The organism is Micromonospora haikouensis (genome assembly GCF_000876225.1).
Taxonomy (GTDB): Bacteria; Actinomycetota; Actinomycetes; order Mycobacteriales; family Micromonosporaceae; genus Micromonospora; species Micromonospora haikouensis.
Genome location: NZ_JXSX01000003.1, coordinates 785,544 through 797,833, shown reverse-complemented (window position 1 = coordinate 797,833; position 12,290 = coordinate 785,544). Strand labels below are relative to the sequence as shown.

11 protein-coding genes are annotated in these 12,290 nt (G+C 76.8%); 4 read left to right on the top strand and 7 right to left on the bottom strand.

The annotated features are described in order from the left end of the window. The first annotated feature begins 18 nt into the window (after positions 1-18). Positions 19-1,008 (top strand): N-acetylglucosamine kinase, encoded by a 990-nt coding sequence (locus tag TK50_RS25145; protein ID WP_043967668.1) that lies wholly within the window; start codon positions 19-21, stop codon positions 1,006-1,008. A gap of 92 nt (positions 1,009-1,100) precedes the next feature. On the opposite strand, the gene TK50_RS25140 is transcribed toward TK50_RS25145, so the two are convergent. The 4 genes from TK50_RS25140 to TK50_RS33830 form a co-directional block, all read right to left on the bottom strand. Next, positions 1,101-2,006, bottom strand: coding sequence for a hypothetical protein (locus TK50_RS25140; RefSeq protein WP_144420383.1), 906 nt, complete (start codon positions 2,004-2,006; stop codon positions 1,101-1,103). Continuing rightward, on the bottom strand, positions 1,994-2,362 hold the full coding sequence (locus TK50_RS25135; protein WP_043967666.1) for a peptidase inhibitor family I36 protein: 369 nt from the start codon (positions 2,360-2,362) through the stop codon (positions 1,994-1,996). The genes TK50_RS25140 and TK50_RS25135 overlap by 13 nt, the downstream gene beginning before the upstream one ends. Before the next feature lie 97 nt (positions 2,363-2,459). Next, the gene (locus TK50_RS33835; protein WP_043967664.1) at positions 2,460-2,660 is read right to left on the bottom strand and encodes a hypothetical protein; all 201 of its coding nucleotides are present in this window, start codon (positions 2,658-2,660) and stop codon (positions 2,460-2,462) included. Between the two features lie 56 nt (positions 2,661-2,716). Beyond that, entirely contained in the window at positions 2,717-3,133 is a 417-nt protein-coding gene (locus TK50_RS33830; RefSeq protein ID WP_144420382.1) for a hypothetical protein, read from the bottom strand. Positions 3,134-3,271: 138 nt separating this feature from the next. On the opposite strand from TK50_RS33830, the gene TK50_RS25120 reads away from it, so the two are divergent. Continuing rightward, the gene (locus TK50_RS25120; protein ID WP_052503904.1) at positions 3,272-5,752 is read left to right on the top strand and encodes a tetratricopeptide repeat protein; all 2,481 of its coding nucleotides are present in this window, start codon (positions 3,272-3,274) and stop codon (positions 5,750-5,752) included. Positions 5,753-5,796: 44 nt separating this feature from the next. Then, a complete protein-coding gene (locus TK50_RS25115; RefSeq protein WP_043967663.1) occupies positions 5,797-7,179 on the top strand; it encodes an acyltransferase family protein in 1,383 nt (460 codons plus the stop codon). On the opposite strand, the gene TK50_RS25110 is transcribed toward TK50_RS25115, so the two are convergent. Next, complete coding sequence (locus TK50_RS25110; protein ID WP_144420380.1) at positions 7,151-8,662, bottom strand: CoA-acylating methylmalonate-semialdehyde dehydrogenase; 1,512 nt, start codon at positions 8,660-8,662, stop codon at positions 7,151-7,153. The genes TK50_RS25115 and TK50_RS25110 overlap by 29 nt on opposite strands. Next, positions 8,659-9,963 carry an aspartate aminotransferase family protein gene (locus tag TK50_RS25105; protein ID WP_043967662.1) on the bottom strand — a complete coding sequence of 435 codons (1,305 nt, stop codon included), beginning with the start codon at positions 9,961-9,963 and terminating at the stop codon, positions 8,659-8,661. The genes TK50_RS25110 and TK50_RS25105 overlap by 4 nt, the downstream gene beginning before the upstream one ends. Before the next feature lie 220 nt (positions 9,964-10,183). On the opposite strand from TK50_RS25105, the gene TK50_RS25100 reads away from it, so the two are divergent. Further along, entirely contained in the window at positions 10,184-11,215 is a 1,032-nt protein-coding gene (locus TK50_RS25100; RefSeq protein WP_241774163.1) for a hypothetical protein, read from the top strand. 80 nt (positions 11,216-11,295) lie between these two features. Here the strand turns inward: TK50_RS25100 and TK50_RS25095 are convergent, their stop codons facing one another. Next, on the bottom strand, positions 11,296-11,967 hold the full coding sequence (locus tag TK50_RS25095; RefSeq protein ID WP_043967661.1) for a hypothetical protein: 672 nt from the start codon (positions 11,965-11,967) through the stop codon (positions 11,296-11,298). Between the last annotated feature and the right edge of the window lie 323 nt (positions 11,968-12,290).

The window sequence follows — 12,290 nt, the reverse complement described above, 5'->3', positions numbered from 1 at the left end:
CCCGGGGAGGCCCACCGGATGTCCGACACCGTCGTGGTCGGCCTCGACGTCGGGGGTACGTCCACCCGGGCGCTCGCCGTGACGCTGGCCGGGGAACGCCTCGGCACCGGCCGGGCCGGCGGCGGCAACCCGACCAGCCATGGCGCCGAGCGGGCCGCCGCGGAACTCCTGACCGCCCTGCGCGCCGCGCTGTCCGGCGTGGACCCGGCCCGGGTGCGGGCCGGCACGATCGGGCTGGCCGGGGCGGGGCGACTGCTCGCCGACCCGGACGGGCGGGCCGCGTTCGACGGGGCGTGGCGCGACGCGGGGCTGCGCTGCCCGTACGCGGTGCACGGCGACGCCCTCGTGGCGTACGCCTCCGGCACGCCCAGCCCGCACGGCACGGTACTGATCTCCGGCACCGGCGCGATCGCCGCGCAGGTCCGCGACCTGCGGCTGGACCGGGTCGCCGACGGCCACGGCTGGCTGCTCGGCGACGCCGGCTCCGGGTTCTGGCTGGGCCGGGAGGCGGTCCGTCGGCTCCTGGCCGACCTGGACGCGGGGCACGCCCCGGGGCCGCTGGGCCGCCGGGTGCTCGCCGAACTGCTCGGCGTCGACCGGGTCGCCGACCGGCCCCGCGACACCGTCGACGCCGTGGTGCAGGCCGTCACCCGCCGGCCGCCGGTCGAGCTGTCCCGGCTCGCGCCGCTGGTGGTGGCCGCCGCCGGCGCGGACGAACCGGTCGCGGCGGGGCTGATCGGGGCGGCCGCCGGCCACCTGGCCGACAGCGCCGCGCGGATCCGCCCGGCCGGCGCGGCGGACCCGGTGGTCCTCGGCGGCGGGCTGCTCACCGGCGACACCCCACTGGCCGCCGCCGTCCGGGCGGAGCTGGCCCGGCGGTGGCCGGACGCGCCGCTGACCACGGCGGGCGACGGGGCGGCCGGGGCGGCCTGGCTCGCCGCCCGCGACCTGCCCGGGGTCGCCGACCCGGCCGCCCTGCACCCGCTGCTGGTGCCGGCGACGCCCTGACGACCGGCGGGGATGCCGCCGACGCCCGGACGGCCGGCGGTACCCCGCCGGCTGTCCGGGCGAGCCGGGCCGGTGACGGGTGGGCCCGTCGCTCAGCCGAGCACCCGCTGGCGGCGCTGCCGGAGTTGCTCGACGTCGCGCCGGAACCCGTCGGTGAGCACCTGCTGCTCCACGCGCCGCTGGGCGTCACGCAGCGCCTGCCGCAGGCCGGCCTGCTCCTGGCAGTCGGCGTCCGCCTCGGCCGTGGCGAGCTCGGCGCGGGCCACCGCGCGGACGGCTTCGGCGTCGGCCGCCGCCCGCGCCCGCTCGTACAGCGCCTCGCGCAGCTCCTCCGGGTTCGCCGCCGGGTGCCCGGCCCGGCCCACGCACGACGACCAGGTCTCCAGCGCCCGCGCGACCTCGGGGCTGTCGCCGGTGCGGGTGATGACCATGTTGCTCAGCGCCTGCACGGTGTAGAACAGGCGGTCCCAGTCGTCGCCGAAGACGGCCGCGCGCGCCTCGGTGACGCAGGCGCCGACGGCGATGGACACCTCGTTGCCATCGGGCAGCGGGAGCGTCCGCTGGCGTGTCTGGTCGCCGAGCAGCGCGGCGGCGTAGCGCGGATCGGGCGACGACGGCGTGGCGGACGGGCCGCCCTGGCGGCGGCGCATCTCCTCCGGCACGATGCCGTATCCCCGCGTCCGCGCGTCCCGGGCGTCGAGCAGGCCGTACGGGTTCCCCGGCTCCGACTCGACCGGGGCCGTCGCGGGCGGGGTGGGCTCCGCCGGGTAGTGGAACCCGCGCCGGCGCATGCAGTCCCCGGTGGCCGCCTCCACCTTCTCGTCCATCGTCCGCTGCTCGGCGTCGCTGTAGTAGGCAGCGCCGTTGAGCGGGTGGAGCGGGGCCGGGCGGGCCCGGTCGGAGGGGGAGGCTTCCCCGCATCCGACCGGGCCCGCCAGCGCCAGCAACGCCACGGCGGACGCCGCGACGGCCCGCCGCACGGATGTCAGCAGAACCACTTGTTGCTGTAGGCGTGGTGCCAGATCTTCGAGCCGGACGTCGTCTTCCACCCGGTGCCCCGGTTGAGGGGGTAGGCGGTGCCGGTGTAGTTGGTGCCGGAGTAGATGGTGACGTTGCAGCTGGCGCCGTTGTTGTAGATCGACTCGGAGTGGGTCCAGGTGTAGTAGGCGGTCAGATCCTTGTTGTTCTCCTTCACCGCGCCGGGGGTGCCGCCCCAGTTGGTGGTGGAGTAGGAGCAGGTCCTCTCGTAGGGGCAGGCGTCGGCGCTGGCGACACCGGCGGTGCCGAGCAGGGCCGAGGCGGTCAACGCGCCGGTCACGCCCAGCGTGGCGGTGAGCTTCTTCAGGTTCGGCATCTTCGTCCTCTCATGGTCACGTAGAACGGTGGTTGCGGGGGGTCGACGAGCCCGGCGGGCGGGGTGCGACCGCCCGCCGGGCCGGCACCCGTCAGAGCTACGGGCATGCCTTGGTCGTGCCCTTGGGGTTGAGGTACTCGTTGTAGACCCAGCCGATGCTGTTGCCGCCCACGCCGCGCACCCAGGTCCAGCGGTTGCCGTATGAGTTGCCGCAGGTCACTGCCGCCGCGCCGACCCCGGCGGGGGCCGCCTGCCGGTCCGCCGCCTGCGCCGGGCCGGCCAGCCCCGCGAGCGTCATCGCAGCCACCCCCGTGGCGGCCGCGATGCGCGTGCCGGGGCCACCCCGTCGACCCGTCAGAGCTTCGGGCAGAGCTTGTTCGAGCCGCCCGAGCTCAGGTACGCGTCGTAGACCCAGCCGATGCTGGCGCCCTGGGGGTCGCGCACCCACGTCCACGTGTTGCCGTAGTCGTTGACCGTGTAGCAGTCGAAGACGACCTTCGTGTCGATCGGCAGGTACGCCTTGACCGTGCAGTCGCCGTACGGGCCGGTGTGGACGGCCGCCCTCGCGGTCGTCTTGCCCGTCCGGCCGTCGTAGGGCTCGTGCGGCCAAGCCGCGTTTCCACAGGTCACGGCGGACGTACCGAGCCCGGGGGCGGCGGCGGACGCCGACTGCCGCTCCGCCGCCCCGGCCGGGCCGGACAACCCCGCGAACACCAGCGCGGCTGCCCCCGTGACCGCCGCGATCCTGCCGAACATGCCGGGATTCGTCATCCGAGCACTCCCTTCCTCCTTGGCCACCACCGGATCGGCGGAAGCGCCTCCGGCGTTGAATCTGCCAGCCGACGAGTGCCGAAACCGCGATCCTGGACGTCCATGGACGATGTCGGACGCCGATGGAAGGATGCGACCGTGACCAATGGCTCCGCTGATCCGTCCGCGCACGATCCACTCAGGACGGAGGGCGAGCTGCTGGCGGAGCTCAACCGGCTGCGGGTTCGCGCCGCCCGCTCCCGGGGCAAGGCCCGGCTCTCCCTCCAGGACCTGGCGACGGCCACCGGCGTGCCCCGGAGCAGCCTGGCCAACTACCTCAACGGGCACAGCGCGATGCCGATGGACGTGCTCGACCGGCTCCTGCTCGCCCTCGGCGTGACGCCGACCGAGGCGGGCGTGTGGGCCACCCGGTGGGAACGGGCCGTCGGCGAGCGCCTCGCGCCGGGCGGCGCCCCACGCGCGGCCACCAGCCCCGCCGCGCCGGGACCGGAGCCTCCGGCGGCCGACCCGACGCCCGGGGACGGGCCGCAGGCGCAGTCGGCCGCAGACCAGTCGGGGCCGGCGCTGCCGGTGCCCGCGCAGCTGCCGCCCACCCTCGGCGCCTTCTCCGGGCGGCAGGACGTGCTGGCGCAACTCGACGGGCTGCTCGCCGACGCGGACGCCGACCCCGCCGCCCCGGTCATCGCCGTCGTCACCGGCACGGCCGGGGTCGGCAAGACCACGCTGGCGACGTACTGGGCGCAGCGGGTCCGCGACCGCTTCCCGGACGGGCAGCTGCACGTCGACCTGCGCGGCTTCGACCCGCGCAAGCCGCCGGTGCCGCCCGCCGAGGCGGTCCGGGGCTTCCTGGACGCCTTCGAGGTGCCCCGGCACCGCGTGCCGACCGGCCCGGACGCGCAGGCCGCCCTCCTGCGCAGCCTGCTGACGGGCCGGCGCGTGCTCCTGGTGCTGGACAACGCCCGGGACGCCGACCAGGTCCGCCCGTTGCTGCCCGGTGCGTCCGGCTGCCTGGTGCTGGTGACCAGCCGTGGCCAGCTGCCCGGTCTGGTCGCGGTGGAGGGTGCCCGGCCGGTGCCGGTGGAGCTGCTCGGCCCGGCCGAGTCCCGGGCGCTGCTCGCCGCCCGGCTGGGCTCCGGGCGGGTGGACGCCGAGCCGGGGGCGGTCGACGAGATCGTCGGGCGGTGCGCGGGCCTGCCGCTGGCGCTCGCCGTCGTCGCCGCCCGCGCCGCCGCCCACCCACGCTTCCCGCTGGCCACGATCTCCGCCGAGCTGCGGGAGGCCCCGCGCCGCCTCGACCCGCTCGCCGGCACCGACCCGGGCATCGACGTGCGGGCCGTGCTGTCCTGGTCGTACGCGCTCCTCGGCACGCCGGCCGCCCGGCTGTTCCGGCTGCTCGGGCTGTCCCCCGGGCCGGACGTCGGCACGGCCGCCGTGGCCAGCCTCGCCGGGACGTCCGTCGCCGAGGTCCGGCCGCCGCTGGCCGAGCTGGTCGGGGCGCACCTGGTCACCGAGCACCGCCCCGGCCGGTTCACCTGCCACGACCTGCTGCGCGCGTACGCCCGGGAGCTGGCCGACGCGGGCCCGGCGACCGACCGGGCGGCGGCGACCCGGCGGATGCTCGACCACTACCTGCACACCGCGCACGCGGCCGAGGGATTCCTGGCCCCGCCCCGGGGCCCGATCGCGCTTGCCGATCCCGCGCCCGGGGTGGCCCCGGAGCGCGTCGACGGCCGGGCCGCCGCGCTGGCCTGGTTCGCCGCGGAGCACCGCGGTCTCGTCGCCGCCGTCGAGCACGCCGCCGGCACCGGCCACGACACGCACGCCTGGCAGCTCGCCGCCGCCTGCGTCAGCTTCTTCGACCTGCGCGGACACTGGGCCGACTGGACGGCGACGCAGCAGATCGCGCTGCGCGCCGCCCGCCGGCTGGGCGACCGGGGCGCCGAGGCCCACGCGCACCGCTTCCTCGGCGGCGCGGCCACCCGGCTCGGCCGGATCCTCGACGCCCGCGCCCACCAGTCGCGGGCACTGGTGCTGTTCGAGTCGCTGGACGACCGGATCAACCAGGCGTTCACGCACCGGAGCCTGGGCTGGATCGCCGAGCGGTCGGACGACCACCGCACCGCGCTGGGCCACGACCTGCGGGCCCTGGAGCTGTTCCGGCACGCCGGCCACCGGGGCGGCGAGGCGGCGTCGCTCAACTCGGTCGGCTGGTGCCACGCCCAGCTCGGCGACCACCGGCGGGCGATCGCGGACTGCGAGCAGGCTCTGGCCCTGCTCGACGAGCTGGGCGACCTGGACGGGGTCGCCATGACGCTCGACAGCCTCGGCTACGTCCACCGGCTGCTCGGCGAGCACGCGCGCGCCGCCGAGCTGTACCGGCGGGCCCGGGGGCTCTTCGCGGCGCTCGGTGACCGGCACGGCGAGGCCGAGGCCGGGGCGAACCTCGGTGACACCCTGTGCGAGGCCGGCGACCACGAGGGGGCCGCCGCCGCGTGGCGGCAGGCGCTGGCCATCCTCGACGACCTCGGCGACCCGAAGGCCGACGGCGTCCGGGCCAGCCTCGACGCGGTGATCTGCGCCGAGCTGGACCCGGACGGCCCGGGAACGCCCCGGCGCTGACCGATCCGGCCACCGGGCGGCCCGGCCTGGCCTAGCCTGGGCTGATGCGCCGCCTGCGGCAGCTCGCCGAGCGCACCCCGGCCGGGCGGGAACGCTACGTCGACCTGCTGCGGGCCGTCGCCATCTGCATGGTCGTCGCCGGGCACTGGGGCGTCACCGTCATCGGCCGCGACGCCGCCGGCCGGCCCACCGGCCACTCCGCGCTCGGCGACCTGCCGTGGGCGTACCCGCTGACGTGGGTGGGGCAGGTGCTGCCGGTGTTCTTCCTCGTCGGTGGGTTCGCCAACGCCGCCTCGCTGACCGCGAACCGGGCCCGGGGCGGCGACGCCACCGGCTGGCTGCTGGCGCGCAGCGCCCGGCTGGTGCCGCCGACCACCGTCCTGCTGCTGGTGCTGGCGGCCGGCGCGGGCGGGTCGTACCTGTGGGGCGCCGGGGAGGCGCGGATCCGCACGGTGGTCTGGTTCGCCACCATCCCGCTGTGGTTCCTCGTGCCCTACCTGGCCGCCGTCGCGCTCACCCCGCCGATGCACGCGCTGCACCGCCGCTTCGGGCTCGCCGTGCCGGTGGCCCTGGTCGGCGTGGTCGCCCTCGGCGACGTGGGGCGGCTCGTCGGGCCCGCGCCGCTCGCGTACGGCAGCTACCTGGCCGGCTGGCTCGCCGTGCACCAGGCCGGTTTCGCCTGGTACGACGCCCACGCCGCAGCCGGCGGTCCCCGGGGCGGCGGCGCGGCCGACGGCGCCCGGCACCCGCTGCCGACGTCCCGCCCGGCGGCGGTCGCGCTGCTCGCCGGCGGCCTCGGCGCGCTGCTGCTGCTCACCGTCGCCGGGCCGTACCCGGTGGCGATGCTGCACGTGCCCGGCGAGCGGCTGGACAACGCGAGCCCGCCGAGCCTGGCGCTGCTCGCCCTGGCCACCGCCCAGCTCGGGCTGGTCCTGCTGCTGCGCGACCCGGCCGAGCGGTGGCTGCGCCGGCCCGGCCCGTGGCAGGCGGTCATCGCGGTCAACTCGGTGGTGCTGACCGTCTTCCTCTGGCACCTCACGGCGGCCTTGCTGCTGGTCGGCGCGCTGGACGCGCTCGGCCTGCTGCCCACGCCTGCGGTGGGGACCGCCGCGTGGCTGGCCTGGCGGGTGCCCTGGCTGTTGCTGCTCGCCGTGGTGCTGGCCGGGCTCGTCGCCGTCTTCGGGCCGGTCGAGGCGCGGGCCGGCCGGCGGCGGCGCGCCGGGGAGGGTGCGCGTCGCCGCCGGCCGGTCCACACCGGCCTGGTGGTCGCCGGGTACGCCGCCGTGATCGCGGGGCTGCTGGTCAACACCGTCACCCCGAAGGCCGCGCCCGAGCCGCTGGGGCTGCCCGCCCCGGCGCTGGTGGCGTACCTGGCCGGGGCGGGGCTGCTGCGATGGCTCAGGTCTGGGTGGGGAAGCCGAGGTTGACCCCGCCGTGACGCGGGTCCAGCCACCGGCTGGTCACCACCTTGCCCCGGGTGAAGAACGCCACCCCGTCGGCGCCGTGGGCGTGCAGGTCGCCGAAGAGGGACGCCTTCCAGCCGCCGAACGAGTAGTACGCCATCGGCACGGGGATCGGCACGTTGATGCCGACCATGCCGGCCTCCACCTCGTGCTGGTAGCGCCGGGCCGCGCCGCCGTCGTTGGTGAAGATCGCCGTGCCGTTGCCGTACGGGTTGGCGTTCACGAGGTCCACCGCCTCGTCGTACGAGCCGACCCGCAGGACGCCGAGCACCGGCCCGAAGATCTCGTCCGTGTAGATCGACATGTCCGGGGTGACCCGGTCGAACAGGGTCGGGCCCAGCCAGAAGCCGCCCGGGTCCCCGTCCGGGGCGACGTCGCGCCCGTCGACGACGGGCACGGCCCCGGCGGCCACCCCGGCCTCGACGTACGCGCGGACCTTCGCGGCGTGCGCGGCGGTGACCAGGGGGCCCATGTCGCAGCCGCGCCGGCCGTCGCCGGTGCGCAGCCGGCCCATCCGCTCGGCGATCCGGGCGACCAGGGCGTCGGCGACCGGCTCCACCGCGACCAGCGCGGAGATCGCCATGCACCGCTCCCCCGCCGAGCCGAAGCCGGCGTTGACCGCCGCGTCGGCGGCGAGGTCCAGGTCGGCGTCGGGGAGCACCACCATGTGGTTCTTCGCCCCGCCGAGGGCCTGCACCCGCTTGCCGGCGGCGGTGCCGCGCTGGTGCACGTGCCGGGCGACGGGGGTGGAGCCGACGAACGACACCGCCTGCACCCCCGGGTGGTCGAGCAGCGCGTCGACCGCCTCGGCGTCGCCGTTGACCACGTTGAGCACCCCGTCGGGCAGGCCGGCCTCGGCGAACCACTCGGCCAGCAGCAGCGCCGCGCTCGGGTCCTTCTCGCTGGGCTTGAGCACCACCGCGTTGCCGCAGGCCACGGCGACCGGGACGAACCACAGGGGCACCATCACCGGGAAGTTGAACGGGGAGATCACCGCGACCACCCCGAGCGGCTGGCGCAGGCTGTACGAGTCGACCTCGGTGGAGACGTTCTCGCTGAACCCGCCGCGCAGGGCCGAGGGGATGCCGCAGGCGTACTCGATGACCTCCAGGCCGCGCTGCACCTCCCCGGCGGCGTCGGCGAGCACCTTGCCGTGCTCGGCGGTGATCACCTCGGCGAGCCGGTCGCGGCGGGCGTTGACGATCTCCCGGAACGCGAACAGCACCGCGGTCCGCTTCGCCAGGGAGGCGTCGCGCCAGGTCCGCGCGGCGCGGGCGGCGGCCTCGACCGCGTCCGCCACGTCCGCGGCGGAGGCCAGCGCCACCTGTCCGGTACGCCGGCCGGTGGCCGGGTCGAACACGTCTCCGCGCCGGCCGGACGTGCCGTCGACCCGCTTGCCGTCGACGAAGTGCCCGATGAGGTCTCCGCCGCCTGCCCCGGACGTCACGCCGCCACCTCGCCGTCGGCGCAGGAGCGGATGGCGTCGACCAGGATGGCCAGCCCCTCGCGGGCCTCGTCCTCGGTGAGGGTCAGCGGCGGGCCCATCCGCAGCACGTTGCCGTAGAGGCCGCCCTTGCCGACGAGCAGGCCGCCGGCCCGGCACGCCTCGAAGACCCGGGCGGTCAGGGCCGGGTCGGGCTCGACGGTGCCCGGGTGGACGAACTCGACGCCGAGCATCAGCCCCCTGCCGCGTACCTCGGCGACGCAGTCGAGGCCGCCCACGGCGGCCCGCAGCCCGTCGGCGAGGATCGCGCCGACGCGGGCCGCGTTGGCCTGGAGGTCGTGGTCGAGCAGGTAGTCCAGCACGGCGTTGCCGGCGGCCGTGGCGAGCGGGTTGCCGCCGAAGGTGGAGAAGCTGATGGCCGGCACCGACTCCATGATCTCGGCCCGGCCGACGACCCCGGCGAGGGCGAAGCCGTTGCCGATGCCCTTGGCGAAGGTGAGCAGGTCCGGGGTGACGCCGTGCGCCTGGTAGCCCCAGAAGTGCTCGCCGGTGCGCCCCCAGCCGGTCTGCACCTCGTCGGAGATCAGCAGGATGCCGTGCTCGTCGAGCACCTTCCGCCACGCCGCGAGCAGGCCGTCGGGGCCGTGCACGAAGCCGCCGACGCCCTGGATCGGCTCGGCGATCAGGCAGGCGACGTCGCCGGCGGTCTGGGTGGCGAGGACCTCGCGCAGGTCCTCGACCGCCGCGTCGAGGCGGTCGGCGGGGTCGAGGCGGGACAGCAGGCCGCGCAGCCGCTCGCCGGAGTGCAGCCAGGCCACCTGGAGCGGGTTGAGGGCGCTGGCCGACCAGCCCCGGTTGCCGGTGACGCCCATCGTCGCGTACGTGCGGCCGTGGTAGCTGTTGCGCACGGCGAGGATCTGGTGGGAGCGGCGGTGGTTGGTGGCGGCCAGCAGGGCGGCCTCGTTGGCCTCGGTGCCGGAGTTGGTGAAGAAGACCCGGGCGTCGGGGATGCCGGAGTGCCGGGCGATCTTCTCGGCCAGCTCGACCTGCTGGCGGATCAGGTAGAGCGTCGAGGTGTGCACGAGGCCCGTGGCGAGCTGCCGCTGCACGGCCTCGCGGATCTCGGGGATGTCGTAGCCGATCATGTTGGTCAGCACGCCGCCGAAGAAGTCCAGGTAGGTGCGGCCCTGCGCGTCGGTGACCCGGCGACCGGAGCCGGAGACCAGCTCGATCGGCTCGGCGTAGTAGAGCGGCATCCAGGACGGCAGCACGGCCCGGTGCCGGGCCAGCAGGTCGTCGGTCATTCGTCGCACCCTCCAGCGCGTTGGCGGTCACCGCACGCTCCCACCCACCGGCGGCGGGGACAACTGCCACTGTGTAGCGGACCGGCGGCCTTCGGCTGACAGCACGTCAACCGATCGGCTGCGGTTTCCGGGGCGTCCGGCGCGACCGACGCGCGTTTCCCGTCGCCCCGGGCTCCGGAGGCGACGCGATCCGCACGGTACGATCCGGGGCGTGCGGATCATGCGGGACGTGCCGCTGCCCGACGGGGCGGCGGGCGCTCCCCCGGCACGGATCGTCGACGAGGTGCGCGCGTGGGTGACCTCGCCGCCGCTGCGGGACCTCGTCGCGCGGTTCGGCGGCGACGGTCCCCCGGGCGATCCGCCCTCCGGCGACCGGCTCCCCCGTGACCCGCTCTCCGGCGACCCGCTCTCCGGCGATCTGGCGGCGGCGCTGGCCTGGCTGGACGACTTCTCCGCCCGGCACTGGGACTTCCGGGGCGGCCGGGAACGCCCCGAGGCCGCCGAGCCGGCGTTCGACCCCCGCACGGCGGGGCTGGTGCTCGCCGCTGCCGCCGCGCTGGGCCTGGTCCGCCCGGTTCCGCCGGCCCGCCGGGCGTACGCGCACCTGGTCGTCCTCGGCGGGCTCGCGCACGCCTGCCTGCGCCGGGTGGCGTACGCCGCGCACCTGGTGCGCTCGGGCACGGCGGTGGCCGGCGAGGTGGCCGTGCTGGGCAGTTTCCGCCCGCTGTCGGTGGCGGAGCGGCGGACTCTGGCCGACGCGGGCGTCGCGGCCGGCGACACCGAGGTGGACGCCCTCGACGCGGCGGTCCGGCTCGCCTTCGGGATGGCCGGGCCGGCCGAGGCGGACGGCGTGGACGCCGGCCACCCGCACCGCTCCTGGTCCTCGCGCACCTGGCGGCCGGCGGGATCACCCCCGGTGCGGGTGCTCGCCGCCCCGTCCAGCGAGCCCGGGCGGCGGCGCGCGCACACCGCCGACACGCAGCGGTTCTGGGCCGAGCACGTCCGGCTCGCGCCGGGCGACCCGGTGCTGATGGTCACCGCGCCGGTCTACGTGCCGTTCCAGCACTGCGACGCGCTGCGCACGCTGGCCGTGCCGTACGGGTGCGGGATCGAGACCGTCGGCGTCGACCCGGCCCTGCCCGACCTGGTCCGGCTGCCCGAGCCGGCCCCGACGCCGGGGCGCTACCTCCAGGAGATCCGCTCGGCGATCCGGTCGATGCGCGCCCTGCACGCCGCCGTCGCGGACGGCTGAGCGGCCAGGACCGGGAGACCCGGGGGCGGCCCGGCCGGCGTCCGACGGGGAGATCGGACGCCGGCCGGGCCGGTGGAGGATCAGTTCACGTAGACCGTCGCGCCGCCCTGGGTGGTGTCCCGGACCGGGGCGTACGTCGCGCTGAAGTACGCCGAGGAGAAGCAGGTGCCCGGGCCGGCGGACTTGGTGAACGGCTGGTTGACGAAGGCGATCGAGGTGGTGGCGTTGGACGCCGTCCCCCGCACGACGCCGCCGTTGGCCTTGTAGACGCAGGTGACGTTGCCCAGCAGGGTGCGCAGCGAGACGGTGCTCTGGATCGACCCGGTGAGGGTGACCGCGCCGGCGCTGGTGACGGAGACGGCGTAGGGCAGGTTGTCGACCGTCACGCTGTTGACCCCGAGGGTGCCGACCACGTTGCTGGTGCAGCTGGTGAAGGTCTGCCCGGTGAGGCTCTCGGTGGCGGTGCCCGGGGCGGCCGGGTTGGTGACCGCCTTGGCGGTGAAGGTGGACGCGGCGCACTTGACGCCGGTCGTGCCGGTGGCCGACGAGTAGAAGTTGGCGGTGGTCCCGGTCTGGAGGCTGGCCTGGAGGGTGTCGCCGACGGCGACGGCGGTCCCGCCGGCGCTGCCGGTGGTGAGCACCGTGTTGGCGAGGGCGGCCGGGCCGGCGGCGGAGGCGGGGGCCGCCGCGACGAGGGAGCCGAGCAGCGCGACGGCGGCGAGGCCGACGGCGGCGCGTCCGTACCTGGGCATGGTGGGTCCTTTCGACGGGTGGTGGTGCGACGGCGGCGGCCGGACCGGCGGGTCACCGCGCCCGGCGGGCCGGGCGCGGCCGGGCGGCCGCGGAGGTGGCCACGGAGGGACGCCGTGGCCGTGGGCCCGCCACCGGTGGACGGTCGGCGGCGGCGGGGACGGACGCCGCCGGGCGGCGGCGGGGCGGGGTGTGCGGGTCGGTCACCGGTGACCCGGCGGAGCGGCCCTCGGGGTCCGGCCGGTCAGCGGCCGGTGCCGGGTGGGGCACTGCGGCGCAGCCGCGTCACCCGCACCTTTCCGGCCTTGGGGGCGCCCGCGCGGTC